Here is a 25505-nt window from a genome sequence, read left to right as displayed (position 1 = left end):
CTCCGCCCGGAAAGTCATTTCCGGTCGGTTGTGCGGCAGTTCAAGGGTGCTTCCGGGTCGGAACAAGGCCAGGTAAATCGAACGCGAGTAGTGGATCGGCTTCGGTGTACGAGGGCTGTGACCTGTGCGGTCTGCTTGTCGTAGAAGTGTCTGCTGAATCAGTTGCTCATCGGACGGGTGGGTTCTCCGGTGCGCTCTCCCGCGCTCTCCGTGGCGGGGTGCGGGTGCGACGCGAATGTGACGTAGGGAGCCCGCCCGGTGCCGGTCGGGCGCACCCTCAGAGATGCTTGCGTACGCCGTATATTGCGAATGCGGGTATCTGCGAAGTGGTAATGTCGATGTGTGCAAGCTGTTGTGATGCGCCGATACGGATCGGCAGACGTTCTGGAGCGGGCCGAAATTCCCGATCCCAAGGTCGCGCCGGGTGAGGTCCTGGTCCGGGTGAAGGCCGCCGGGGTCAACCCGGTCGACTGGAAGCTGGCCGCGGGTCACCTCGACGCGCTCATGGAGGTGCGCTTCCCCCTCGTCCCCGGATGGGACGTGGCCGGGGTCGTCGAGGCCGTCGGGTTCGACGTCGACGAGTACGCGGTGGGCGACGAGGTGGTCGGCTACCTCCGCAAGGACCAGGTCCAGTCGGGCGCGTACGCCGAGCTGGTCTCGGCCCACGTACGTCTGCTCGCCCCCAAGCCGGCCGCCCTGAGCTGGGAGGAGGCCGCAGCTCTGCCGCTGGCCGGACTCACCGCCCACCAGGCGGTCCGGCGCGTCGGCGTGACCGCGGGCGACACCGTGCTGGTGCACGCGGCGGCCGGCGGCGTGGGATCGCTCGGCGTGCAGATCGCGAAGGCGCTGGGCGCCCGCGTCATCGGCACGGCGAGCGAGGCCAACCACCCCTTCCTCAGGGAACTGGGCGCCGAGCCGGTGACCTACGGACCCGGACTCGTCGACCGGGTCCGCGCCCTGGCCCCCGGAGGGGTCGACGCCGCGCTGGACTTCATCGGCGGTGACGCCGCCGACCTCTCCCTCCGTCTGCTCGGCAGCCCGCGGCGGCTCGCGTCGATCGTCGACGACGCGGTGCTCTCCAAGGGCGGCCACTACGTGTGGGTGCGTCCGGACAGTGCCGGCCTGGCCGAGCTCGGGGCCCTGGCGGACGCGGGGGAGCTGCGGGTCCCGATCGCCCGCGTGCTGCCGCTCGCCCGGGCCGCGGAGGCCTGGCGGCTCAGCCAGGAAGGCCACACCCGGGGAAAGATCGTCCTCCGGGTCGGCTGACGGCGCCGGTTCCGGCGAGGTCCGGCCCCGGAAGGCCGTACGACGCTTGATGTTCTCCCTTACCCCTACCAGGAGTTTTCTGTGAGTTCTCTGTTCGAGCCCTACACCCTGCGCTCGGTGACCATCCCCAACCGGGTCTGGATGCCGCCGATGTGCCAGTACTCCGCCGCCCCCGACGGCCTGGCCGAAGGTGTGGCCAACGACTGGCACTTCCAGCACTACGGCGCCCGCGCGGCGGGCGGCACGGGCCTCGTCATCCTGGAGGCCACCGGCATCTCGCCCGAGGGCCGCATCTCGCCCCACGACCTCGGCCTGTGGAACGAGACACAGGCCGGCGGACTGCGCCGCATCACCGACTTCCTCAAGAGCCAGGGCACCGTCGCGGGCATCCAGCTCGCCCACGCCGGCCGCAAGGCCTCCACCAGCCAGCCCTGGAAGGGCGACCGCCCGGTCGGGCCGGACGAGCACGGCTGGACCCCGGTCGGCCCGAGCGCCGAGCCGTACCCCGGCCTGAAGGTCCCGCACGAGCTCACCGTCGAGGAGATCCGCGAGACCCTCGACCAGTGGCGTGCCTCCGCCCGGCTCGCCCTCGCCGCCGGCTTCCAGGTCGTCGAGATCCACGGCGCCCACGGCTACCTGATCGGCAACTTCCTCTCCCCGCACAGCAACCGGCGCACCGACCAGTACGGCGGCGACTTCGACAACCGCATCCGCTACGCCGTCGAGGTCGTCGACGCCGTGCGCGAGGTCTGGCCGGACGACCTCCCGCTCTTCTTCCGTCTGTCGGCCACCGACTGGCTGGACGAGGGCGGCTGGACCCCGGACGAGTCGGTCGCCCTGGCCCGGGTCCTGACCGAGCACGGCGTGGACCTGATGGACGTCTCCACCGGCGGCAACGCCGGAGGCGTGACCATCCCGGTCGGCCCGAACTACCAGGTGCCGTTCGCCGCCCGGATCAAGCGGGAGACGGACATGCCGGTGGCCGCCGTCGGCGAGATCTCCGACCCCGGCCAGGCGGAGAAGATCCTCGCCGCCGGTGAGGCCGACGCGGTCCTGATCGGCCGGCAGCTGCTGCGCGAGCCCACCTGGGCCCGGCGCGCCGCCCGGGAACTCGGCGGCGACGTGCGGATCCCCCCGCAGTACGGCTGGCGTCCCTGACCGACCCTGACCGGGCGCTGACCGGACCTGTGCGTTTTATGGTGGTCCGGTGCGAATTGTTCCCCGCTGGGCCCTGCTCTCCTCCGGGTGTGCGCCCGTCCTGCTCATCGCGGGCTGGACGATCGCGGCGGCCCTGGAAGGGCCCGGCTACGACCCCCTCACCCGGACGATCAGTGTCCTGGCGGCCTACGGAGCGCCCGGGTACTGGGTGATGAACGGGGCGCTGGCCGCCCTGGGCGTCTGCCATCTGCTGACCGCCTGGGGGCTGCGGGCCGCCGCCAACGCCGGCCGCCTGGCACTCGGCGGCGGCGGGGTGGCGGCGTTCGTCGTGGTGGCGCTGCCCGCGCCGAGCAGCGGGGGTTCCCTGCGCCACGGCACCGCGACCGTGATCGGCTTCACGCTCCTCGCGGTGTGGCCGGTGCTGGCCGCGTGGGGCGGCGGCGCGGCTCCCTGGGCCCTGCGGCCCGGGCCCGCCATCGCCGCGACCGCGCTGATGGCGGTGGGCGGGGTCTGGTTCATGATCGAGATGCAGCGGCAGGGTGCCGCGGGGCTGGCTGAACGGGTCGTGACGTCCGTCCAGTCCGTGTGGCCGTTCGTCGTGGTCAGCTCGTGCCTCGCCCGTGCCGGGAGCCGCTCCCGGCAGCGGGACGAGCAGCCCGCCGGGCATCCGTAGATCGTGCCGGTGGTGCCGGTGGTGCCTGTGGTGCCTGTGGTGCAAGGGCGTCGGCCCGTCAGTGGCGCCAGGGCAACCGGCGCGGCTCGGCAGGGATCCGTCCGGCGGGCAGATCGGCGACCAGGTCACCGAGGCCGAGCGGGTGAACGGCCTCGGAGCCGACGCTCAGTTCGTCCACGGTCCACCAGCGGTACCCCGCGTGGTGGCGGGCCTCGTGCTCCTCCTGACCGGCGGTGTCGACCTGGTGGTCCCCGACCCGGAGGTGGAAGAAGACGTCCAGGAAGTGCCCCTTGGCCCAGCCCAGGTCGGCGTGGCCGGACGTCTGGGCCACGGGGGAGCCGAGCGCCTCCGGCATGACGGACAGCCCCGTCTCCTCGAACAGCTCCCGCGCGGCGGCCTGCGCGAGGGTCTCGCCCTCCTCCACGCCCCCTCCGGGAGCGGACCGGTCGTGGCCCCTGCCGGGAGCGTCCGGGTCGGTGCGGGACCCGAGCGGCAGGACCCGGCCCGTCTCGACGACGAGCACGACACGGGCGGAGCGGCGGCGGTACGTTTCCTGATCGGGCACCGCGTCATGCCAGGAGACCGGGCACCGCGCCGGGTCAGAGGTCTGAGGGAGACCGTGGGGGTCACGACCCGCTCGTCCCGCCCGCCGTCCACTCGCCCGGCCCGCCGCCGCGCCAGTCGATCAGCCGCGAACGGACCACGTCCATCTCGTCCCAGCCCTGCAGCCCGGCCTCCTGCAGGAAACGGGCGATGTCCCGCACGCTGTACGCCCGGCCGAGGATCTCGCCGTCCACCCGCACACGCCGGGCTCCGTCGTCGTCGGGCGGGTACACGGTCACCGGGTGCGTCGCAGCCATGTCACCAGCGTGCGGGTGGCGGCGACGGTACGCACGCGGAACGCGGGGCCCGCGGAGCGGCTCCTGAGGGCAGATCCTCTGCCGCAGGTGTGCGCACGAGGGTCAGGGTCGTCACCGTCTTGTCGACGCGGAGGGGGACGCGGAGTATGCGCGGGACAGTGGCAGCGGTCAGCAGCAGGACCCCACCCGGCCGAACCCGTGCCAGGTCCACCTCATCCACGAGGAACTGTTCACCGAGGTCGGCGAAGAAGGTTTCCAGGCCGCGCCCGGCCAACTCGGCGAGAACGTCACCACTCGCGGCCTCGACCTCCTCGGCCTGCCGGTCGGCGCACTGCCGCGCCTCGGTGGCACGGCGGTGCTGGAGGTGACCGGCCTGCGCGACCCCTGTCTGCAGATCGACGCGTTCCAGGACGGCCTGCTCAAGCGGGTGGTGGGCCGGGACGAGGAGGGCAGGATCGTGCGCAAGGCCGGGATCATGACCGTCGTGCGGGAGGGCGGCGTGGTCCGCCCCGGCGACCCGATCACCGCGGAACTGCCCCCCGGGCCGCACCGGCCGCTGGACCGCGTCTGACCACCCGGCCCGGTACGGCCCCGTCGTCTCTGTCGTCTCTGTCGCCTCCGTCGTCTCGTCCGTCTCAGAAGGCTGACCGCATAGCGAGACGACGTGGCTTCCGGAGGCTTAGGTTCCGTATATTCGCACGCATGTCTGTATCGGCTCCCCTGCTGTGCCTCGCGCTGTTCGCGAACTCCGCGTGGTGCGTCGACGACGGTCTCTGTCGCCCCTGAGACCCGTCCCGTCCGCGCCACCCGCGCCGTCGGGCGCCCCGTGCCCCCGCCCGTCGCCCCCGTGCACCCCCCGGAGACCATCCGTGACCACCGCCCCGCCCGCCGGGCCGGCCGCGCCGCCGCGCGTGCCCGCCGGCCTGTTCACCCCTTCCCCCACCTCCTCGGCCCGGCCGGACGCACCGCCCCTGCCCCCGGTCCGGCGCACGCCCCTCGTCGTGGCCGGGCTGCTGGCCGCGGCCCTGACCGCCTACGTGTGGTCCGCGCACGGCGCCAAGCCCGGCGTACTGCTCCTGCTGGGGCTCGGCCTCGGCGTCGCCCTCTTCCACTCCCGTTTCGGCTTCACCTCGGCCTGGCGCCAGCTGGTCGCGGTCGGCAACGGCACCGGACTGCGGGCGCACACGCTGCTGCTCGGCACCACCGCCACCCTGTTCGCGGTGATCATCGGCACCGGTACGGGGCTGTTCGGCTCCCAGCCGGCCCCCTCGGGCGGCTCGCTCGGCGTCGGCCTCGTCGTCGGCTCGGCGCTCTTCGCGGTCGGCATGCAGCTCGGCGGCGCCTGCGCCTCCGGCACGCTCTTCGCCGTCGGCTCGGGACAGACCTCGGTGGTGCTGACCCTCGCCGGGTTCGTCGCCGGCGCCACGCTCGCCGCCTGGCAGTTCGACCTGTGGAAGGACCTGCCGGCCTGGGACCCGGTCGTGCTGTCCGACCACATCGGCTGGTTCGGCTCCTGGGCGGTGACCATCGCCGCGCTGCTGCTGGTGGTGTTCGTCTCGCGCCGTGTCCAGGCCCGCCGCAACCCGCCGCCGCTCGGCCCCGTCCCCTCGGCGCGCGGCGCGGCCGTCCGAGTGCTGCGCGGCTCGTGGCCGCTGGCCGCCGGCGCCCTGGCGCTGGCCGTGCTGGGCGCGGGCGTGCTGCTGGTCTCCGGCGGTGCCTGGGGCGTCACCAGCGCCTTCAGTCTGTGGGGATCGGAACTGGTGGGAGCGCTGGGCGGTCACCCGGAGAACTGGACGTGGTGGAAGCAGCCCGGCAACGCCGGCATGCTCGCCGGCCCGGTCCTCGCCGACAAGACCAGCCTCACCGACATCGGCATCATGATCGGCGCGGCCGTGGCCGCGGCCCTCGGCGGCAGCTGGGCCCTGCACCGCGGCATCCCCTGGCGCACGGCGGTCGCGTCGGTGCTCGGCGGTGTGCTGATGGGCATCGGCGCGCGCCTGGCCGGCGGCTGCAACATCGGTGCCTATCTCGCGGGCATCGCCTCGGGCAGCCTCAGCGGCTGGGTGTGGGGCGCCGTCGCGCTGGCCGGCACCTGGGTCGGTCTCAAGCTGCGTCCGCTGTTCGGTCTGGGCAATCCCAAGCCGGGCGACGGCGTCTGCTGAACGGACGGCATCCGTCCGAGGAGTGAGACGGTAGCGGGGGTGGTACGGACGGTACGGACGACGGTCCGTACCACCCCCGCTTCGGTGGACGGCCGCCGACCGAGCCGGCCGCCGTGCCCGCCGCCCGGGGGACTCCCTCTGGACCGGGTGCCGGGCGGCCACCATCCTGGTGAGCGCCGTTCTCGCAACCGGCCCCCAGTGAGGTGCAGCAGTATGACCGTCGTCGATCTCGCCGCGCTCGGTGAGTCCTTCACCCGCGACCCGTATCCCGTCTACGCGCGCTTACGGGCCCGGGGCCCCGTCCACCGCATTCGGATGCCGGAGGGCATGGACGCCTGGCTCGTCGTCGGCCACGAGGCCGGACGCGCCGCGCTGACGGACCCCAGGCTCTCCAAGAACTGGGACAACGCGGCGCCCTCCTTCCGGCACGGCGCGATCTCCGCCGGCCCGCACATGCTCCGCGCGGACCCGCCCGACCACACCCGGCTGCGGAAGCTGGTCGCCCGGGAGTTCACCGCACGGCGCGTGGAGCAGCTCGCGCCGCGCGTCCAGAAGACCACCGACGAACTCGTCGACGCCATGCTCGCCGCCCCCGGCGGACGCGTCGACCTGGTCGAGGCGCTGTCCTTCCCACTGCCGATCTCCGTCATCTGCGATCTGCTCGGCGTCCCGGACCTGGACCGCAGGTCCTTTCGCACCTGGTCGAACGACGCACTGGGCGCCACCGACCCGGCGCAGCGCGCGGCCGCCGCCACCGCCATGGTCGGCTACCTGGCCGAGCTGATCGAGGACAAGCGCCGGCACCTCGGCGACGACCTGATGAGCGCCCTGATCCACGGCTCGGACGAGGACGGCGACTCCCTCTCGCCGAGGGAACTCCTCGGCATGGCCTGGCTGCTGCTCGTCGCCGGTCACGAGACGACCGTCAACCTCATCTCCAACGGCGTCCTCGCCCTGCTCACCCATCCGGAGCAACTGGCCGCCCTGCGCGCGGACCCGGGCCTCATGGGCAACGCGATCGAGGAGATGCTCCGCTTCGACTCACCGGTGGAGACCCCGACGTACCGCTTCACCACCGAGCCGATGACCATCGGCGGCACCACCGTGCCCGGCGGCGGCGAACTCGTCCTCGTCGCCCTGGCCGACGCCAACCGCGACCCGGACCGTTTCCCGGAACCCGACCGCTTCGACATCACCCGGGACGCCCGCGGCCACATCGCGTTCGGTCACGGCATCCACTACTGCCTGGGCGCGCCGCTGGCCCGTCTGGAGGCCCGTATCGCCATCGGTACGCTGCTGGACCGCTGCGGCGGCCTGGACCTGGACATCCATCCGGCCGCGATCACCTGGCGCGCCGGCATGCTGATCCGCGGCCCGCACAGCCTGCCGGTGCGGGTCACCCCGTAGCGGGGCCGCGCGGGTGCGGGACGGACCGCGACGGCCCACGCTGGAAGGGCGACGGCCGGGAGCGGTCCGGTACGCGGGAGCCACGAAGGAGCGGGCCATGGCCAAGAGCCGGGACAAGGGCGACGGCGAGGACAAGAGGCTGAGGAAGGGCGACAAGGTCGCCTGGAGCAGCCACGGCGGTGAGGCCGAGGGCGAGGTGGAGAAGAGGATCACCGAGCGGACGGAGGCGGCCGGCCGCACGGTGGACGCCTCCCCGGACGACCCGCAGTACCAGGTGCGCAGCGAGAAGTCGGGCAAGGCCGCCGTGCACAAGCCGTCCGCTCTCAAGAGGAAGAAGTGAACCGGCGTGGGCGGCGATGAGCACGAGGAGACCTGGCACGACTTCCGTGACCTGGTGAACATGACACCGGCCGACCTGGAGAGATGGCTGTCCACCGAGGAGTCGAAGGACGCGGGGCAGCACAAGGACGGGGGAGAGTCCACCGGCCACGCCTCCGGCCGTCGGATCGTGAAGATCCTGCGCGCCAGGAAGGCCGACCTCACCGACGACGACTACGCCCACATGCGCAAGGTCGTCGGCTACGTCCACCGGCATCTGGCCCAGCGGCCGTCGGGCGACGTCTCGGACACCAGGTGGCGGTACTCGCTGATGAACTGGGGCCACGACCCGCTGGCGTGACCCCGGCGGACGGCCGCCTCCGTGCTCACCCGGTCGCCGCTGTCTCCGGCTCGCGGGGCGGGTCGGTCAGCTGCTCGCGCAGGTAGTTCCACACCACCGCGATCAGCGCGGCGACCGGCACGGCCAGCAGGCTGCCCACGATGCCGGCCAGACTGCCGCCCAGCGTCACCGCCAGCAGGATCACCGCGGCGTGCAGCCCCAGCCCGCGGCTCTGGATGATCGGCTGGAACACGTTCCCCTCCAACTGCTGCACCACGATGATGATGGCCAGCGCGATCAGCGCGTCCGTCGGCCCGTTGGACACCAGCGCGATGAGGACCGCGACGAAACCGGCGAAGAGCGCGCCGATGATCGGTACGAACGCGGACACGAACGTCAGCACCACGAGCGGCAGCACCAGCGGCACCCCGAGGATCCACAGGCCGAGGCCGATGAAGACGCCGTCCAGCACCCCCACGAGCGCCTGGGAGCGCACGAAGGACCCCAGGGTGTTCCAGCTGCGGGACGCGACGGCCGGGATGTCGGTGGCGAGCCGGCCGGGCAACTGGCGGGTGAGCCAGGGCAGGAACCGCGGCCCGTCCTTGAGGAAGAAGAACATCAGGAAGACCGCGAGCACGGCGGTGACCAGTCCGTTGACGACGGTGCCCACACCCGTGGCGACGGTGTCGACCACACTGCCGACACTGTCCTGGATACGGGCCATCGCGGAGTCCACGGCACTGGTGATCTGGGCGTCACCGATGTTCAGCGGCGGTCCCGCGGCCCACTCGCGCAGCCGCTGGATGCCCTCGACGACGCCGTCGGTCAACTCGTCGGTCTGCGAGGCCATCGGTACCGCGATCAAGGCCACCACCCCGGCGGCGGCCAGCAGGAACATCACGGTCACGGTGGACGCGGCCAGGGCCGGGTGCCAGCCGTGCCGGCGCAGGAAGCGGGCCGGGGGCCAGGTGAGCGTGGTGAGCAGCAGCCCGACGACCAGCGGCCACACGACCGACCACATCCGGCCGAGGAGCCAGAGGGTCACCGCGAGCATCGCGAGAAGCAGCAACAGGTCGACGGAGATGCGAGCCCCGGTACGGAGCGCGGCGCGGGTTCTCGCGGAACTCAACGTGACAGACATGGGGTTCACCCTATGGCTCCCGCCACCACGATTCAGCCGGCGAGTGCCCGGAGACGGAGCCGGACCTGGGGCTCGCCCGGCTCGCGCCGCGCACGGGCAACCTCAACGAGCGTTCCCAGCGCGCCCTGACCCGTCTCGGCCCGGTCCACGAGGGCGCGCTCCGTGGCCACATGCGCCGCCAGGACGGCACCCGCCGCGACTCGCTGTACTACAGCCTGCTCGCGGACGAGTGGCCGACGGTACGGGAGACCCTTGCGGGAGCGGATCGCCGCCAAGAGCCGGAATCGAGGGCCGCAGCGGCCCGCAGGGTGAGGTGGTCCCACGGCACGCCCGTGTTTCATCGGATTCATCTCTCGCCCCTGCGGTCCCGGGGGTGACCCGCGTTGTGGTCGAGCGGCCAACAGGGGGGGTCCAGAACCGCAGGTCGAGGGCAGGAAGCGCGGTGCCGATGTCGAACGGTACGGGAACGGACATGCGCCGGGTGGCGCGCGGCATACGGCGGCGGCTGCGCAGACTCGCGGAACCCCCCCGTGCCCGAGTCGGCCCGGCGGCTCGTACCGGAACCGGTGTTCGTGATCTCCTCCGTGCGTTCCGGCTCCACCCTGCTGCGGGTGCTCCTCGACAACCACCCCCGGAGATCCGGGCCCCGCACGAGATGCATCTGCGGACCCTCACGGTCGACCTGGCCAAGCCGTACACCAAGAAAGCGATGGCGGAACTCCAGCTGGACCAGCGGAAGTTGGAGTACCTGCTGTGGGACCGGGTCCCTCACCGCGAGCTGGTGCGCAGCGGCAAGAAGATCATCGTCGACAAGACACCCGGGAACGCGGGTGTCTGGGAGCGGCTCCACGAGGGCTGGCCGCGGGCCCGTTACGTCTTCCTGCTGCGCCACCCGGCCTCGATGGTCAGCTCCCTGATCAACAACCGTCCGGACCGCGACCTCGACGCCACCGCCCGGGAGGTGCGCGGCTATGCCGAAGCCGTGCAGGCGGCGCGCACCGCGCTGCCGGGGCTGACCGTCCGCCACGAGGAACTGACCGAACAGCCGGAGCGGACCACCCGCGAGCTCTGCGCCTTCCTCGGCGTCCGGCGGACGCCCGGCATGCTGGAGTACCGCAGGGGCGATCACGGGCCGTTCGTGCCGTGCATCGGCGACCGGAGCGACAACCTCAAGTCCGGGTCGGTCCAGCAGGCCCGCCCGCTGCCGCTCCCCGAGGACCTGCCGGCGCCGCTGCGCGGCATCGCGCGCGCCTGGGACTACCCCTGTTGAGAAGCCGCGCCGAGCGGCCCGCCGCCGTGCCGGTCAGCCGCGGTCCGCGGTCGTGGCCGGGGCCGTGGTGAACGAGATCCACACGTCCGGCTTCACCTGGGGCCGGTGCGGCACCGGCCTGCGCTCCTCGGTCCAGGCGGCCCCGGCGATCTCCGTGGCGGCGCGGCGCCAGAACGCGACCGCGGGCGCGTTGGCGTCCTGGAAGGGGATCTCCCACGGCCCCGGATGCCTGGCGACGACCTCCTGAACACCCCGCAGCCCGATCCCGGTCCGACGAGCACCCCGAACGACGAAGAAACTGTTCATGATCCGCGCCGGACCGCGCAGCGCGCGGACGAACGCGAAACCGGCCGGACTGTCACCGCTCAGCAAGAGGTACGGTGCCCAGTCGGCGTCCGTGAAGGCCGAGTGCAGCCGGTCGCTGCGGAAGGCCCCGTCCCCGCCGGGCAGCGAACCGTCCAGCTCCGACAGGTCATGACGGAACATCAGCCACAGCCGCTCCACGGCCGGTCGGTCGTCGGCGAGGGCGGGGCGGACGACGCCGGGCATCGGTTCCTCCAGGGTGGGTTCACGGGCAGGAGGCGAGAGGATATTCCCCGGACGCCGACGACGGCACGCCGTACGATCGCCGTGTCAGTGTCACGGAAGCGGTGCTCCAGCGTGGCGCCCGGGTCGATCGCTCCGGAAGGGAATGCCGTGCGGGTCAGTCTCAAGGACGTCGCCGCGCACGCGGGGGTCTCCATCAAGACCGTCTCCAACGTGGTGAACGACTACCAGCACGTCACCCCCGCCATGCGCGCACGCGTCCAGCGGTCCATCGACGCCCTCGGCTACCGGCCCAACCTGGCCGCCCGGCACCTGCGCAAGGGACGCACGGGCATCATCGCCCTCGCCCTGCCCGAGCTGGGCAACCCGTACTTCGCCGAACTGGCCGCCGCCGTGATCGACAGCGCCGCCGAGCACGACTACATCGTGCTGCTCGACCACACCGGCGGACGCCGTGAACAGGAACTCCTGGTCAGTCAGGGCTTCCGGGCCCGGGTGATCGACGGACTGATCCTCAGCCCCATCGAGCTGGAGACCGAGGACCTGCGCGACCGCGCGGAGAACGTGCCGCTGGTGCTGCTCGGCGAGCGCGAGTACGACCTGCCCTGGGACCACATCGCCATCGACAACGTCGCCGCCGCCCGCGCCGCCGTCCGGCACCTGGTCGAAGTGGGGCGCCGGGAGGTGGCGTTCATCGGCGCCCGGCGCGGCGGCAGCGAACCGGCCCAACTGCGGGTGCACGGCTGGCGCGAGGAACTGACCGCAGCCGGACTGGCCGCCGACGACGGCCTCGTGGCCGCCACCGACGGCTGGGGGCACGCGGACGGCGAGGCGGCGATGGTCCGCCTCCTGGACTCCGGCCGCCGCCCCGACGCGGTCTTCGCCTACAACGACCCGATGGCCATCGGTGCCATGCGGGTGCTGCACGCGCGCGGAGTCCGGGTCCCCGAGGACATCGCGGTCGTCGGCTTCGACGACGTGGTCGAGGGCCGGTTCGGCGCGGTGAGCCTCACCTCCGTGTCACCGGACAAGGCGGCCATCGGCCGGCTGGCGGTGGAGTCGGTACTGGCCCGGCTCGGCGGCGGGGCCGTCGAGCCCCGCCGCATCCGGGCGGGCTACCGCCTGGCCGCACGCGAGAGCACCCTGGGGCGCGCGGGCGGAGGCCGGACCGGTCACGTCACAGGTACGGACGGGTGATCAGCTCGATCGCGTGCCCGGCGGGGTCCTTGAAGTAGACCCCGCGACCGCCGTGCTCGTCGTTGGTCTCGCCCGGGCGCCGCATCTGCGGATCGGCCCAGTGCTCGACGCCGCGCTCGCACAGCCGCCGGTACGCCCGGTCGAACAACTCGTCGTCGACCAGGAACGCGTAGTGCTGCATCTGGATCTCCACCGGCGGTTCGGCGAACTGGAGCAGTACGCCGTCGCTGAGCTGGATGTTGGTGAACGGCCCCCAGGACGGTGCCTCAGGTAGCTCCAGCAGCTCCCGGAAGAAACGCGCCGACTCGGCGCGGTCCACGGCGGCGATGATGGTGTGGTTGAACGTGACGGTCATACGGCTGATCTCGCTCTCGCTCGACATGGGAAGAAAACTCATGCGGGCGAGCACGGGGAGGACCACGTGGCCGGTGCGCGGGGCGCGTCGTGCGCGCCCGCCGTGCGGTCAGTGCTCCACCGGATTGCCGTTCCGTGTCTGGCGTTTCATCGCCGGTCCGGTGTTCACGGTGGACCACCCTACCTCGCGTGTCACGAGATGTTCATGACTTCACAAATCCGCCCTGCCAGCGGGAACGGGCCGGCGCACCGCGCCGCGCGGCAGCGCGGCCCCGGATTAATTATCCGGAGTGTTGACGTAATTCGCAGCGCGTTCGCATGCTGAGCACGTCCCCTCCGAGGGGGCCTTTTCCGCACGTCACGGCCGGGCCACCGGCGTTCCCGACGACGAAGGAGAACGTGACTGATGAGCCACACCGAGAAGAGGTTCACCGTCGGCCGCCGCTCCCTGCTGGCGGGAGTCGCCGGCGCGGGCGCGGGCGCCGTGCTCCCGGCGGCCGGCGCGCGGGCGGAACCGGCCGCCTCCGTACCGGCCGAGGCGGCGGCAGGGCGGCGGTACCCGGCGAACTGGCCCGACCCCGAACCTTACGGTCTGGCCGACGCCCGGCTGGACCTGTGGCCGCGGGAGGACAACTCCTTCGTCCTCCCCCTGGAGTTGCGCCCCCGCGACGAGGAGCGCGGCGTGGTGTGGATCCGGGACACCTACGTCAACTGCTTCGTCGTCGACGGCCGTCCGCTGTATGTCGCCACCGGCACCACCCGGGTGCCGGGGCTCGACGTGGCCGCTCCCTGGAACGACGGCATCTTCGTCTGGACGGCCCGCTCGCTCCAGGGACCCTGGAGACTGGCCGACACCACCGGCATCCGGCCCGGCGCGGAGAAGGGCAAGGTCTGGTCGCCGGAGTTCGTCGACGAGAACACCGACGGACGCACGGTCGTCGCCCCCTGGCAGGAGTACTGGTACGACGACACGTACGGCAAGCGCGGCCACGCCTGGGCGCCCGAAGTGCACCGCTTCCGCGGCAAGTGGTACATCGTCGCCTGCACCGGTGACTACGCCCAGAAGGTCGGCTCGTTCATGCTGGTCAGCGAGGGTGGTGTCGAGGGTCCGTACCGGCTGGTCGAGGGCAACCTGGAGAAGCCCTTCGGCGACTCGTTCATCGGCGGGCCGAGCTTCATCGAACCCGGCGCCTACCACCACATCGACGGCGGCCTCTACACCGAGGGCGACGACGCGTGGCTCGTCCTGCACAACAACCTGTACGCCAAGTTCCGGGACGACATGGAGGACCTCGTCACGCCGACGAACCTGCCGACGTTCCAGCAGCAGCCGTACGCGCCCGAGCCGTACCTGGAGGGCGCGTACGTGTTCAAGTACAAGGGCACGTACCACCTGGTCCACGCCGCCTGGAACCGGGCGTCCCTCAACGCCGACGGCACCACCCGGCACGCCTACGACGTGGCCGCCACGGGGCGCGTGCAGTACCAGTACGACGCGATCGTCGCCGTGTCCGACACCTTCGAGGGCCCGTACTCGAAGCGGTACACCGCCGGTGTCGGCGCCGGGCACAACAACTTCTTCGTCGATCACACGGGCGACCTGTGGGCGACGTACTTCCTCAACCCGGCCGCCGGCTACTGGTCCAACGCCTCGCGCGCCGACGAGGCCGCCGTGCCCGGTGTCGTACGGCTGGAGTGGACCGGCCCCGGGGGCAACCGGCTGTACGTCCGGCGCCGGAAGTAGTCCGCCGCCGGACGGGGCGTCATGCTCCGCCGGCTCCACGGGTGGGCCGCGTTCACGCGGTCCGACGGCACCGCGGCCTTGCCAGTGCCCGGCCGGTCCGTCTCAGCGCACGGTGATGACGAGCTTGCCCGTGGTGCGGCCCGTCTCCCCCAGGGCGTGCGCCCGGGCGCCTTCGGCGAGGGGGAAGGTGCCGGAGACGTGGGCGCGGAGACTGCCCCGGTCGACGAGTCCGGCGATGGCGCGCATCCCGGCCTGGTCGTGCTCGACGATCAGGGTGACGGCGCGGACCTGTGCCCGCTCCGCCACGGCCCGGGTGTCCTCGCCGCCCGGGACCAGGGAGACGAGCACGCCGCCGGGGCGGAGCACGCTCACGGAACGGGTGGCGGTCGTCCCGCCGAGAGTGTCGAGGACGACGTCGTAGGGTTCTTCGGTGTCGGTGAAGTCCTCGGAGCGGTAGTCGACGCACCTGTCCGCGCCGAGTTCGCGCAGGAAGCCGTGTTTGGAGGCGCTCGCCGTCCCGGTGACGTGTGCGCCGCGCTCCTTGGCGATCTGTACGGCGAGATGGCCGACGCCGCCGGCCGCGGCGTGGATCAGTACGCGTTGCCCGGCCCGGAGGTCCGCGGTGTCGACGAGGGCCTGCCAGGCGGTGAGCGCGGCCAGCGGCAGGGCGGCCGCCTGGACGTGGTCGATCCCGGCGGGCTTGGCGGCGAACGCGCGGGCGGGGCCGGTCACGTACTCGGCGTGGGAGCCGGCCCCGTACGGGTAGGGCAGCATGCCGAACACCTCGTCACCGGGCCGGAACAGGGTGACGCCCATTCCGGTCTCCACCACGGTGCCGGAGACGTCCCAGCCGAGGGTCAGCGGCGGGGGCGGCAGGAAGATGCTCAGGGCACGGTGCTTGAAGTCCGTGGGATTGAGTCCGGCCGCGTGCACGGCGACGAGGATCTGCCCGGGGCCCGGGACGGGACGGGGGAGCTCGGTCAGCCGCAGGACCTCGGGGCCGCCGAGGGCCGTCTGGTGCAGGGCGAGCATCACGGGGGCGCCCTCCCCGTCCGGGGCAGCCGTCAGGGCCGGGGAGGCGATGTTCTCAGGGGTGTCCGTCGAAGTCATGCCCCGATCCTGGCCGTACGGTCCGGCCCGGGCGATGGCGAGAAGGTCATCCTCCGATACATTCCTGCCATGTCTCTCGACCTTTCCGCTCCTCCCTGGTCCGCCGTGCCGTCCCGGGCCCGTGACCTCGCCGACGAACTGGACGGCCGGCTGCGCCCGGACCCGCGGCCCGGCGCCCACAAGGTCGTCGTCCTTGCCCTCGACGGCGTCTACCCGTTCGAACTCGGCATCCCCCACCGGGTCCTGGGGTCCGCCGACGGCCGCTACGAGGTGCTGTCCGCGAGCGTGGACGGGCGGCCCGTGCGTACCGACGCGGACCTGACCGTCACCCCCGGGCACGGTCCGGAGGCGCTGGCCGAGGCGGACACCGTGGTCATCCCTCCGTACGAGATCTCCCCGGCCTCGGCCGCCCCGGACCCGCCGGCCCTCGCCGCCCTGTCCCGCGTCCGCCCCGGCACCCGCCTGGTGTCCATCTGCACCGGCGCCTTCCTCCTGGCGGCCGCCGGTCTCCTGGACGGGCGCCGGGCCACCACCCACTGGGCGCTCACCGACTACTTCCAGGAGCTGTTTCCCCGGGTCGAGTTCGACCCCGGTGTGCTCTTCGTCGACCACGGTGACGTCCTGACCTCCGCGGGGGCGACGAGCGGTGTCGACGTCTGCCTGCACCTGGTGCGCCAGGACCACGGCAGCGAGGTGGCCAACCAGGTGGCCCGGAGCTGCGTCATGCCGCCCTACCGGGACGGCGGGCAGGCGCAGTACATCGAGCGGCCGCTGCCGCCGGCGAGTGGGACCGGCACCGGGCCGACCCGCGACTGGGCGCTGCACCGGCTGGACCTGCCGCTGTCGCTGGACGAGATGGCCGCGCACGCGGCGATGAGCACCCGTACCTTCTCCCGGCGCTTCCGGGAGGAGACCGGTATGAGCCCCGGGCGCTGGCTGACCCGGCAACGGTTGCGGCGGGCGCGGCACCTGCTGGAGTCCAGCGACCTGCCGGTGGAACGCGTCGCCCACGAGGTCGGCTTCGCCACCGCCACCTCGCTGCGGCGGCACCTGGCGGCGGAGACGGGGGTCGCCCCGTCGGCGTACCGGCGCACTTTCCGCGCCTCCGGCCCGGCCGGGGGCAACGCCACGCGAGCCGGGACCTGAGGGCTGAGGAGGATCGGACCCGACGGCCCGCCGGCTCCGGCACCCGTCCTTCCCCCGCGGCCGGCGAACGAGACGGGGTGTACCGCGGTTTCCGCTCCGTGCTCCGTCCGGCGCGCTGATCGGACTTCGACGGCGCGAACAGCTGCCTTGACATAGGTATGACGGCATAGTTAAATGCGGTGTATGCCCGAGGAGAACACGTCCGCGCAGGACATCGACCACGTGGCCGCTCGGCTCGTGGCGTGCCTGCCCAGGCTGACCCGGGCCCTCGACCGCCAGGTCGCGCAGGACTACGCGCACCCCAAGCCGCCCGAGGCGCAGCTCGCGCTGTTGCGGCACGTCGAGGAGAACGACGGCACCACCGTCCGCGCGGCGGCCGAAGCCCTGCTGATGAAACCCAACAACGTCAGCGCGCTGGTCACCCAGCTGACCGAGCAGGGGCTGCTGGAGCGTCGCCAGGACGCGGCCGACAAGAGGGTCGCGCACCTGCACCGCACCCCGCTGGCCCGGCGGCAGCTCGCCGAGGTCGAACGCCTGATGGGCGCCCACCTGAGCAGCGCCCTGCGGGCGCTGACCGAAGGCGAGCTGGACGCCCTGGGCTCGGCCCTGGGCTCGCTCTCGGCACTCGAAGGGCAGCTGCGCTCCCGCCGCTGACCACCCGCTCCGGTCCCGCGCGGACCGGGGCCGTCAGGGCGTGGCGCGCTCGCTCGTCGAGGCCTTCTCCTTTCCGCACCTTTCCCCGAGCCGTCGGCCGTTCCGTCACGTTCCGTGGCCGGATCCGCCGTGCGGTGTCACTCAACGCACGATCGAAGGACACGCACAGTCATGCCCTCCGCCCCCACCGCATCCTCCGCCCCACCGACCCACGCCCCGGCCGCGGACCGCCCGCGCGGACGGCGGGCCAACCCGTGGCTGACGCTGATCGCCGTCGCCTTCGGCCTCTTCATGGTCGGCCTGGACGGCTCCGTCGTCTCCATCGCCAACCCCGAGATCGGCCGGGACCTGGGCGCCTCCACCTCCGACCTCCAGTGGGTCACCAACTCCTATCTGCTGGCCCTCGCCGCGGCCCTGATCCTCGGCGGCAAGCTCGGCGACCGGTTCGGGCGCCGCACCTTCTACCTGATCGGCGTCGCGGGCTTCACCGTCGCCTCCGTCGCCATCGGACTGGCCGGCTCCATCGAGGGCGTCATCGCCTTCCGCGCCGTCCAGGGCTTCTTCGGCGCCCTGCTGATGCCCAACACCCTGGGCATGCTGCGAGCCGTCTTCCCGCCGAAGAAGTTCGGCATGGCGGTCGGCATCTGGGCCATGGTCTCCTCGGTCTCCACCGCGCTCGGCCCCATCGTCGGCGGACTGCTCGTCCAGCACGTCAACTGGGAGTCCGTCTTCTACATCAACGCCCCCATCGGCGTCATCGCGCTGGTCTTCAGCATCGTCGTCCTGCCGCAGACCAGGAACAGCGCCGCCGCGGACGAGAAGTTCGACATCCTCGGCGTCGTCCTGCTCGCCCTCGGACTGCTCGCCGTCGTCTTCGGCGTCGTCAAGGGCGAGACCTGGGGCTGGACCTCGGGCGGCACGCTCGGCGCCATCGCGGCCGGCGTGGTGATCCTGCTGGTCTTCGGCTTCTGGGAGAACCGGGTCGCCTCGCCCCTGCTGCCCATGCGGCTGTTCCGCAGCCGCGCGCTGACCATCGGCACGGGCGTCACCGCGCTGAACTTCTTCGTCCTGCTCGGCGTGATCTTCTTCGTCATGCTCTACCTGCAGAGCGTGCGCGGCTTCACCCCCGTCGAGGCCGGGGTGCGCACCCTGCCGCTGAGCCTCGCCTCGGTCGTCGCCTCCCCGCTCGGCGCGGCGCTCACCGACCGGTTCGGACCGCGGCTGACGATGCCGCTCGGCATGGCCCTCCAGGCGGTCGCCTGCTTCGTGATGCTCGGCTGGAGCGCCGACTCCTCGTACGCCACGATGTGGCCGCCGTTCATCGCCCTCGGCCTGGGCGTCGGCATGGTGATGTCGTCCTCCTCGGACGCCATCGTCGGCAACGCGCCGGTCAGGGACGGCGGAGTCGCGGGCGGCCTCCAGGCGACCGCCCTGCAGGTCGGCGGCGCGCTCGGCACCTCGGTCCTCGTGTCGCTGATCAGCAGCCGCGTCGGCTCCACCCTCACCGGCGAACTCACCTCCGCCGGCGTGCCCGCGACCGCTGCCGCCGGGCTGGAGGAGGCCAAGGACGCGGTGGCCATGGGCGTCGCGCCCGTCTCCGACGGTATGCCCGCCCGGCTCCGGGACGCCGTCGTCGAGGGCAGCCACCAGGCGTTCATGAACGGCGTGCACACCGCCGCGCTCGTCGCCGGCGTGCTGTGCGTCCTCGGCGCCGTGGTGGCCGCCGTCGGCGTGCGCCGCACCGCCTCGGAGCAGCCCGCCGCCTGAGCATGCCGCACCGCCGCGCCCGCGCCCGCCCATCGGCGGGCGCGGGCGCGGCGAAACGGGGTACCCGATATGCATGAAGAATGAACGAGCACGCTCCGACGACGACCGGGACCCGGCCGTGGCGCGGGCGAAAGGGACCATGAGTCTCATGCGCTGGTTCCGGTGGGTCGCCTCGCTGCTGACGGTCAGTTGGGTCCTTTCCTGGGTGAACAGTCTGATCACGGGCGCACAGGGCTCGGACCGCTGGTGGCCCCTGCTGAGCGCCTTCCTGTGGGCCGGCCTGTCCGTGTACGCGTTCGTCACCTACCGGCGCACCGGCCGCGACCTCTCCGGCAGGCGGCACGGGACCGGACGGCCGGTGGCCCTGCGGTGACACGGCGCCGCTGAGGACCGCCGCGACGACCAGGAACTCTTCCGGCCGGACCACGCGTTGACCGGGAACAGGGACCGCCGTCCGGAGGTCCGTCCGGGAAGTGGGGGAGGGGTCCACGTGGTGGGGGAGAGGGCCGGCGCCGCGGTGCTCCGGTGGCGGGCGGCGCGGCGTGCCCCGGCCGGCCGGGCGGAAGGCGCCGGGCGGCGCGGCACCGTCTGGAGCCGGGGGCGGCTGCTCGCCGCACTCGCGGTGCTGACCGCCGCGCTCCTGCTGTTCCACCGGGCCGTGCCCAACTCCGTGGGCCGCCTCGGCAGTCTGCTGGAGAGTTTCCTGCCGTGGCTCGGTCTCGTGACCGTGGTTCTGCTCGCGCTGTCCCTGCTGCGCCGGTCGGCCACCGCGTCGATCGCCGTACTGCTGCCGGTGGTGGCCTGGGCTGCCCACTTCGGCGGGCTGCTCCGGCCCGGCGTGGAACCCGGTGCCCGCGGCCTCCTCGTGGTGCAGCACAACGTCGGCGACGACAACACCGACCCGGCCGGCACGGCCCGCGCCCTGGCCGGCGCGGACCCCGATCTCATAGCCCTGGAGGAACTGGTCGCCCCGGCGCTGCGGGACTACGAGGAGGTCCTCGCCCCCGACTTCCCGTACCACGCGGTCCGGGGCACCGTCGGAATCTGGTCGAAGCACCCGCTCACCGGCACCCGGCAGGTCGACATCAGACCCGAGGGGATCACCGGTTCCTGGAACCGCGGCCTGCGCACCGTGGTCCGCACACCGCACGGCGACCTCGCCGCCTACGTCGCCCACCTGCCCTCGGTCCGCCTCGGCGCGACCGGTCTCGCCTCCACGCGGCGCGACGAGAGCGCCGGCCTGCTGGGCGCGGCGATCGCTGCCGACGACCTGGACCGGATACTGCTGCTGGGCGACCTCAACGGCACCGTCGACGACCGCGGACTCTCCCCGCTGACCTCGCGCCTGGACGTACCCGACGGCGGCTTCGCCTTCAGCTTCCCCGCCGGCTTCCCGCTGGCCCGCATCGACCAGATCATGGCCGCCTCGGCCACCGTCGGCCCCATACGCACCCTCCCCGCCACCGGCAGCGACCACCTGCCGGTGGCCGCCCGGATCATGCTCGGCTGACGGAGGGGCAGAGGGCGGCGGGACGCGGGCCGGTTCATGTGCCGGGGCGCCCGGCCCACGGGCGGGGGCCGGACGTCTCGGTGACCGCCTCGGCGAGCCACCGCCGCTGCCTGTCCGCGGGCAGGGGCACAGGAGCAGCGGGGTGTCGAAGTCCTCTCGCCCTCGGGCCGCGGCGACCGTGGTCGGCCGGACCGGACGGGAGGCGGCGGATCAGGCGGTGGTGGCGGGGAGCTTGGCGATCAGGGCCGACAGCTCGTCGAATTCCGCCGGGGACAGGTCGGTGAGCGGCGGGCGGACCGGGCCCGCGCTGTGACCGGTGGCCGTCATACCGGCCTTGACGATGCTGACCGCGTAACCGGCCCGGCGGTTGCGGATCCCGGTGTACGGCAGCACGAAGTCCGACAGCATCCGGGTGACGTCGGCCTGCCGGTGCTCGCGGACGGCGGCGTAGAAGGCGAGGGCGAACTCGGGCAGGAAGTTGAAGATGGCCGAGGAGTACGTCGTCACCCCGAGCTGGAGGTAGGGCAGGGCGTACGTCTCGGCGGTGGGCAGGCCGCCGATGTAGGTGAGGCGGTCGCCGAGCCCGGCGACGATCCGGGTCACCGTGTCGATGTCGCCGACGCCGTCCTTGTACCCGATGAGGTTGGGGCAGGTCTCGGCGAGACGGGCGACGGTGTCGGCGGAGTACACGGCGTTGGCGCGGCTGTAGACGACCACACCGAGGGACGTGGCGCGGCACACGGCCTCCACGTGCTGGGCCAGGCCCTCCTGCGAGGCCTCGGTGAGGTAGGGCGGGAAGAGCAGGATGCCGTCGGCGCCGGCCCGTTCGGCCGCGGCGGCGAACTCGACGGCGGTGGCGGTGCCGTAGCCCGCGGGGGCCAGGATCGGCGTGCCGTCGGGGGCGCTCTCGACGGCGGCGGTGACGACCCGCTCCACCTCGGCGGGCGTCAGCGAGAAGAACTCGCCCGTGCCGCCCGCGGCGAAGAGACCGCCCACGTCGTACTCGGCGAGGCGGACGATGTTCTCCCGGTAGGCGTCCTCGTCGAAGGAGAGGTCGTCGCGGAAGTGGGTCACCGGGAAGGACAGCAGGCCCGAGCCGATGCGGCGGCCGAGTGCTGCGGGGGTGAAGGACGTCATGGGAGGCTCCAGTGAGTGTCGGGAAAGGGAGGGGCCGGTGCGGGCGGCGCGGCTGTCCGTTCCGGTGCCGCCCGCACCGGGGCCGGGGTCAGGGCCGGGAGCCCACTTCGTGTCCGGCGACCGTCCAGGCACGGGCCCGGTCGCTGAGGGTGATGCCGAGACCAGGACGGGAAGGCACGAGCATGCGTCCGTCACGGGTCTCCATGCGCTCGTCGAACAGGGGCTCCAGCCAGTCGAAGTGCTCCACCCAGGGCTCGATCGGGTAGGCGGCGGCGAGGTGGAGGTGGATCTCCATCGCGAAGTGCGGGGCCAGCTGGAGCTGGTGGTGTTCGGCGAGGGCGGCGAGCTTGAGGAACTGGGTGATGCCGCCGATGCGGGGCGCGTCGGGCTGGATGACGTCGGCCGCGCCGTGCCGGATCAGTTCGGCGTGTTCGGCGACGCCGGCGAGCATCTCGCCGGTGGCGACGGGGGTGTCCAGGGAGGCGGCGAGCGCCGCGTGCCCGGCCGCGTCGTAGGCGTCGAGCGGTTCCTCGATCCAGACCAGGCCGAACTCCTCCATGGCGCGGCCCATGCGCCGCGCGGTGGGCCGGTCCCACTGCTGGTTGGCGTCGACCATCAGCGGCACGTCGTCGCCGATGTGTTCGCGTACGGCGGTGAGGCGGGCCAGGTCGTGCTTCCCGTCGGGGTGGCCGACCTTGAGCTTGATGCCGCCGATGCCGCTGGCCAGGGAGGCTGTGGCGTTGTCGAGGACCTGCTCGATCGGGGTGTGCAGGAAACCGCCGGAGGTGTTGTAGCAGCGCACCGAGTCGCGGTGCGCGCCCAGCAGCTTGGCCAGCGGCAGGCCGGCCCGCTTGGCCTTGAGGTCCCACAGGGCGATGTCGAAGGCGGCCACGGCCTGGGTGGCCAGTCCGCCGCGGCCCACCGAGGCGCCGGCCCACACCAGCTTGGTCCAGATCCTGCCGATGTCGCTGGGGTCCTCGCCGATCAGCTCCCCGGCGATCTCCTTGGCGTGCGCGAACTGCCCGGGGCCGCCGGCCCGCTTCGAGTAGCTGAAGCCGATGCCCTCATGACCCCGCTCAGTTGAGATCTCCGCGAACAGCAGGGCCACTTCTGTCATCGGTTTCTGCCGACCGGTGAACACCTTCGCGTCGCTGACCGGCGTGGCCAGCGGAAGGGTCACCGAGGACAGCCGCACCCAGGCGATCCGGTCCTGCGCGACCTCACTGACGGGGTTCATGGGCCCGACGTTCATGGTGGTCATGGCCCCGACGCTACGGTCGGCTTTAATGCACGTCCAACATAGATATTGGATGTACTGATACCTGGAGCGCATCGATGTTCACCCTTGCCCAGTTGACGAGCTTCGTGGCCGTCGCCGAAGAACTGCACTTCACCCGGGCCGCGGAGCGGCTCAACATGACCCAGCCACCGCTCAGCCGGCAGATCCAGCTGCTGGAGAACGAACTGCGCGTCCAGTTGCTGGACCGGACCAACCGCACCGTGCGGCTCACCCCGGCGGGCCGTGCCTTCCTGGTCGAGGCCCGCCGCATCCTGCGCCAGTCCGAGCACGCCGCCCTCGCCGTACGCCGGGTCTCCAGCGGCGAGGCGGGGACGATCGCGGTCGGGTTCACGGCCGCCAGCGCCTACTCCGCGCTCGGCGGCCTCCTGGACACCGCGCGGGCGGCCCTGCCCGGCGTGGAGATCCTGTTGCAGGAGCTCGTCACCCGCCGTCAGCTGGAGGCCCTGAGCGCGGGCTCCCTCGACCTCGGGCTGATCCGGCCCTCGGCCACCGGGGCCGACCTGTGCTCCCGCACCGCCGTCCGGGAAGCACTGGTGGCCGCCCTGCCGGAAGGACATCCGATGGCCGTCCCGGACGGACCGGTGCCGATCGAGGACTTCGCCGGGCAGGACTTCCTCATGTACTCGCCCATCGAGGCCCGTTACTTCCACGAACTGCTGATCAGCATCTTCCGGGCGGCCCAGGTGCGGCCCGTCTTCACCCAGTACCTCACCCAGGTGCACAGCATCCTGGCCCTCGTCAACGGCGGCTGGGGCATCGCCCTCGTACCGGAGACCGCGGCACACATGCGCTACGGCGGGATCGTCTTCCGGCAGGTGGTCCTGCCGGACCCGCGGCCGGTGGAACTGAAGCTGGTGTGGCGCAAGAACAACGACAACCCGGCCCTGGACGCCCTCCTGCGCCACCTGTGACACATACATGACGCATAGGCGTCACACGCCAGTCATGCGCGCAAGGTATCGCAACCAACAAAATTCGACATGGACGGGAATCGGAACGATCTCTACGGTCAGCCGGTAACCGCAGTTCGGTGCCGTTCGGCGGTCACTTGTCCCACAGTTCAAAGGGGAACTGACATGCCACTTGTCGTAGTCGGCATCAGCGTTCTGGTCCTGCTGCTGCTCATGACCAGACTGAAGCTGAACGGTTTCGCGGCCCTCCTGTTGGTGGCGGTCGGTGTCGCCCTGGTGCAGGGCATACCGGTGCAGGACATTCCCGACATCCTCTCGGAGGGCATCGGGGGCCAGATCGGTGACACCATGCTCACCATCGGGCTCGGTGCCATGGTCGGCCGGGTCATGGGGGACTCCGGCGCCGCCCAGCGCATAGCCGGCAAACTCCTCGACGCCTTCGGGCCCCGCGGGGTCCAGGTCGCCATGGTCGTCACCTCGATGCTCATCGGCGTGACCATGTTCTACGAGGTCGCGTTCATCATCATCGTGCCGATCGCCTTCACCCTGGTCAGGGTCACCCGGGCGAACCTGCTCTGGGTCGGTCTGCCGATGTCGATCGCCCTGTCCACCATGCACAGCTTCCTCCCCCCGCACCCCGGCCCCACCGCCGTCGCCGCCACCTTCCACGCCTCCGTCGGACTGACCCTCTTCTACGGCCTGTTCATCGCGGTCCCCGTCGGCGCCTTCATCGCCCTGCTCTGGCCGCGCCTGCCGTTCGTGAAGGCCATCAGCCCCGCCATTCCCAAGGGCCTCGTCTCCGAGCGCGAGTTCACCGACGAGGAGATGCCCGGCCTCGGCTGGTCGCTGTCCGTGGCGCTGTTCCCCGTCGTCCTGATCGCCGGCGCCGCGGTGACCGACATGGCCGCCTCCGGCGAGACCCCGCTCCTGCACACCGTCGCGTTCATCGGCTCCGCGCCGATCGCCCTGCTGCTGACCCTGTGCCTGGCCATCTGGGCGTTCGGCCCGCGGATCGGCCGGAGTCTCGCGGACGTCGGCGCCTCGTGCGGCTCGGCGGCGCAGGCGATGGCGATGATCCTGCTGGTGATCGGCGCGGGCGGCGCGTTCAAGAACGTCCTCGTCGAAGGCGGCATCTCCGACTACATCCAGGACGTCACCGACACCTGGTCCATCTCTCCCCTTGTCCTGGCCTGGCTCATCGCGGTCATCCTCCGCATCGCCCTCGGCTCGGCGACGGTCGCCGTCGTCACGGCCTCCGGGGTCGTGCTGCCCCTGCTCGCCGGCAGCGGCACGCACGCCGAGATGATGGTGCTCGCCGTCTCCTGCGGCTCCATCGCCTTCTCCCACGTCAACGACCCCGGATTCTGGCTCTTCAAGGAGTACTTCAACCTCTCCGTCATCCAGGCCATCAAGGTCCGCACCAGCTACACCACGGTGCTGTCGGTCCTCGGCCTCGCCGGCGTCCTGGCCGGCGAGTGGGCCCTCGACATCCTCAGCCTGTGACCACCCCTCCACCCCAAGGAACCCGACACCA

Annotated in this window: 24 protein-coding genes and 2 pseudogenes; 18 read left to right on the top strand and 8 right to left on the bottom strand. The window is 72.2% G+C overall.

Annotation, left to right across the window (positions count from 1 at the left end; translation table 11 throughout):
• Window positions 1–357 precede the first annotated feature (357 nt).
• The 3 genes from ACZ3IG_RS05930 (at window position 358) to ACZ3IG_RS05920 (ending at window position 3097) form a co-directional block, all read left to right on the top strand.
• Window positions 358–1266, top strand: coding sequence for an NADP-dependent oxidoreductase (locus tag ACZ3IG_RS05930; protein ID WP_467429441.1), 909 nt, complete (start codon window positions 358–360; stop codon window positions 1264–1266).
• A gap of 81 nt (window positions 1267–1347) precedes the next feature.
• Complete coding sequence (locus tag ACZ3IG_RS05925; protein WP_467429439.1) at window positions 1348–2424, top strand: NADH:flavin oxidoreductase/NADH oxidase; 1077 nt, start codon at window positions 1348–1350, stop codon at window positions 2422–2424.
• A 49-nt stretch (window positions 2425–2473) separates the two neighbouring features.
• Window positions 2474–3097 carry a DUF998 domain-containing protein gene (locus ACZ3IG_RS05920; protein WP_467429438.1) on the top strand — a complete coding sequence of 208 codons (624 nt, stop codon included), beginning with the start codon at window positions 2474–2476 and terminating at the stop codon, window positions 3095–3097.
• A 58-nt stretch (window positions 3098–3155) separates the two neighbouring features.
• Here ACZ3IG_RS05920 and ACZ3IG_RS05915 read toward each other — a convergent pair whose 3' ends face one another.
• Together ACZ3IG_RS05915 and ACZ3IG_RS05910 are read right to left on the bottom strand one after the other, a co-directional pair.
• Complete coding sequence (locus ACZ3IG_RS05915) at window positions 3156–3662, bottom strand: NUDIX hydrolase (RefSeq protein WP_467429436.1); 507 nt, start codon at window positions 3660–3662, stop codon at window positions 3156–3158.
• Between the two features lie 61 nt (window positions 3663–3723).
• Complete coding sequence (locus ACZ3IG_RS05910; protein ID WP_215166335.1) at window positions 3724–3957, bottom strand: hypothetical protein; 234 nt, start codon at window positions 3955–3957, stop codon at window positions 3724–3726.
• Between the two features lie 175 nt (window positions 3958–4132).
• Here ACZ3IG_RS05910 and ACZ3IG_RS05905 point away from each other — a divergent pair.
• From ACZ3IG_RS05905 to ACZ3IG_RS05885, 5 genes and pseudogenes are all read left to right on the top strand, one after another.
• Window positions 4133–4528 (top strand): annotated as a pseudogene (locus ACZ3IG_RS05905) (MOSC domain-containing protein); the annotation flags it as partial.
• A gap of 298 nt (window positions 4529–4826) precedes the next feature.
• Window positions 4827–6119, top strand: a complete 1293-nt coding sequence (locus ACZ3IG_RS05900) for a YeeE/YedE family protein (protein ID WP_467429435.1) — start codon at window positions 4827–4829, stop codon at window positions 6117–6119.
• A gap of 213 nt (window positions 6120–6332) precedes the next feature.
• Entirely contained in the window at window positions 6333–7526 is a 1194-nt protein-coding gene (locus ACZ3IG_RS05895; RefSeq protein ID WP_467429433.1) for a cytochrome P450 family protein, read from the top strand.
• A gap of 97 nt (window positions 7527–7623) precedes the next feature.
• Window positions 7624–7866 carry a hypervirulence associated TUDOR domain-containing protein gene (locus ACZ3IG_RS05890; protein ID WP_467429431.1) on the top strand — a complete coding sequence of 81 codons (243 nt, stop codon included), beginning with the start codon at window positions 7624–7626 and terminating at the stop codon, window positions 7864–7866.
• 6 nt (window positions 7867–7872) lie between these two features.
• Window positions 7873–8205 carry a DUF3140 domain-containing protein gene (locus tag ACZ3IG_RS05885; RefSeq protein WP_467429430.1) on the top strand — a complete coding sequence of 111 codons (333 nt, stop codon included), beginning with the start codon at window positions 7873–7875 and terminating at the stop codon, window positions 8203–8205.
• A 25-nt stretch (window positions 8206–8230) separates the two neighbouring features.
• Here ACZ3IG_RS05885 and ACZ3IG_RS05880 read toward each other — a convergent pair whose 3' ends face one another.
• Entirely contained in the window at window positions 8231–9325 is a 1095-nt protein-coding gene (locus tag ACZ3IG_RS05880) for an AI-2E family transporter (protein WP_467429429.1), read from the bottom strand.
• Window positions 9326–9855: 530 nt separating this feature from the next.
• Here ACZ3IG_RS05880 and ACZ3IG_RS05875 point away from each other — a divergent pair.
• Window positions 9856–10595, top strand: a pseudogene (locus ACZ3IG_RS05875) (sulfotransferase family protein).
• A 33-nt stretch (window positions 10596–10628) separates the two neighbouring features.
• Here the strand turns inward: ACZ3IG_RS05875 and ACZ3IG_RS05870 are convergent.
• Window positions 10629–11144, bottom strand: a complete 516-nt coding sequence (locus ACZ3IG_RS05870) for a GNAT family N-acetyltransferase (protein ID WP_467429427.1) — start codon at window positions 11142–11144, stop codon at window positions 10629–10631.
• Between the two features lie 147 nt (window positions 11145–11291).
• Between ACZ3IG_RS05870 and ACZ3IG_RS05865 the strand changes: the two genes are divergently transcribed.
• The gene (locus ACZ3IG_RS05865) at window positions 11292–12338 is read left to right on the top strand and encodes a LacI family DNA-binding transcriptional regulator (RefSeq protein ID WP_467429426.1); all 1047 of its coding nucleotides are present in this window, start codon (window positions 11292–11294) and stop codon (window positions 12336–12338) included.
• Here ACZ3IG_RS05865 and ACZ3IG_RS05860 read toward each other — a convergent pair.
• Window positions 12319–12693 (bottom strand): VOC family protein, encoded by a 375-nt coding sequence (locus ACZ3IG_RS05860; RefSeq protein WP_215166462.1) that lies wholly within the window; start codon window positions 12691–12693, stop codon window positions 12319–12321. The two genes, ACZ3IG_RS05865 and ACZ3IG_RS05860, sit on opposite strands and share 20 nt — an antisense overlap.
• A 405-nt stretch (window positions 12694–13098) precedes the next feature.
• Between ACZ3IG_RS05860 and ACZ3IG_RS05855 the strand changes: the two genes are divergently transcribed.
• A complete protein-coding gene (locus ACZ3IG_RS05855) occupies window positions 13099–14436 on the top strand; it encodes a family 43 glycosylhydrolase (protein WP_467429424.1) in 1338 nt (445 codons plus the stop codon).
• A 102-nt stretch (window positions 14437–14538) separates the two neighbouring features.
• Here ACZ3IG_RS05855 and ACZ3IG_RS05850 read toward each other — a convergent pair whose 3' ends face one another.
• Window positions 14539–15546, bottom strand: a complete 1008-nt coding sequence (locus tag ACZ3IG_RS05850; protein ID WP_467429423.1) for an NADP-dependent oxidoreductase — start codon at window positions 15544–15546, stop codon at window positions 14539–14541.
• A gap of 69 nt (window positions 15547–15615) precedes the next feature.
• On the opposite strand from ACZ3IG_RS05850, the gene ACZ3IG_RS05845 reads away from it, so the two are divergent.
• The 5 genes from ACZ3IG_RS05845 to ACZ3IG_RS05825 all read left to right on the top strand — a co-directional run bounded on the left by ACZ3IG_RS05845 (window position 15616) and on the right by ACZ3IG_RS05825 (window position 20623).
• Window positions 15616–16692 (top strand): GlxA family transcriptional regulator, encoded by a 1077-nt coding sequence (locus ACZ3IG_RS05845; RefSeq protein WP_467429421.1) that lies wholly within the window; start codon window positions 15616–15618, stop codon window positions 16690–16692.
• A 183-nt stretch (window positions 16693–16875) separates the two neighbouring features.
• The gene (locus ACZ3IG_RS05840) at window positions 16876–17346 is read left to right on the top strand and encodes a MarR family winged helix-turn-helix transcriptional regulator (RefSeq protein ID WP_467429419.1); all 471 of its coding nucleotides are present in this window, start codon (window positions 16876–16878) and stop codon (window positions 17344–17346) included.
• A 171-nt stretch (window positions 17347–17517) separates the two neighbouring features.
• Window positions 17518–19113, top strand: a complete 1596-nt coding sequence (locus ACZ3IG_RS05835; protein WP_467429418.1) for an MFS transporter — start codon at window positions 17518–17520, stop codon at window positions 19111–19113.
• A gap of 73 nt (window positions 19114–19186) precedes the next feature.
• A complete protein-coding gene (locus ACZ3IG_RS05830; protein WP_467429416.1) occupies window positions 19187–19486 on the top strand; it encodes a hypothetical protein in 300 nt (99 codons plus the stop codon).
• A 144-nt stretch (window positions 19487–19630) separates the two neighbouring features.
• Window positions 19631–20623 carry an endonuclease/exonuclease/phosphatase family protein gene (locus ACZ3IG_RS05825; RefSeq protein ID WP_467430504.1) on the top strand — a complete coding sequence of 331 codons (993 nt, stop codon included), beginning with the start codon at window positions 19631–19633 and terminating at the stop codon, window positions 20621–20623.
• Between the two features lie 210 nt (window positions 20624–20833).
• Here the strand turns inward: ACZ3IG_RS05825 and kdgD are convergent, their stop codons facing one another.
• Window positions 20834–21760: a 5-dehydro-4-deoxyglucarate dehydratase gene (gene kdgD, locus ACZ3IG_RS05820; protein ID WP_467429414.1), complete on the bottom strand. Its 927-nt coding sequence runs from the start codon at window positions 21758–21760 to the stop codon at window positions 20834–20836.
• A gap of 88 nt (window positions 21761–21848) precedes the next feature.
• Window positions 21849–23021 (bottom strand): L-talarate/galactarate dehydratase, encoded by a 1173-nt coding sequence (locus ACZ3IG_RS05815; RefSeq protein WP_467429413.1) that lies wholly within the window; start codon window positions 23019–23021, stop codon window positions 21849–21851.
• A gap of 74 nt (window positions 23022–23095) precedes the next feature.
• Between ACZ3IG_RS05815 and ACZ3IG_RS05810 the strand changes: the two genes are divergently transcribed.
• Both ACZ3IG_RS05810 and ACZ3IG_RS05805 read left to right on the top strand, forming a co-directional pair.
• Window positions 23096–23971 carry a LysR substrate-binding domain-containing protein gene (locus ACZ3IG_RS05810; RefSeq protein WP_467429412.1) on the top strand — a complete coding sequence of 292 codons (876 nt, stop codon included), beginning with the start codon at window positions 23096–23098 and terminating at the stop codon, window positions 23969–23971.
• Between the two features lie 165 nt (window positions 23972–24136).
• On the top strand, window positions 24137–25474 hold the full coding sequence (locus ACZ3IG_RS05805; protein WP_467429409.1) for a gluconate:H+ symporter: 1338 nt from the start codon (window positions 24137–24139) through the stop codon (window positions 25472–25474).
• Window positions 25475–25505: the final 31 nt, after the last annotated feature.

This window comes from Streptomyces sp. NPDC016677, from assembly GCF_055562815.1.
The sequence above is the reverse complement of the archived record's forward strand: the minus strand, read 5'-3'. Positions and strand labels throughout refer to the sequence as shown.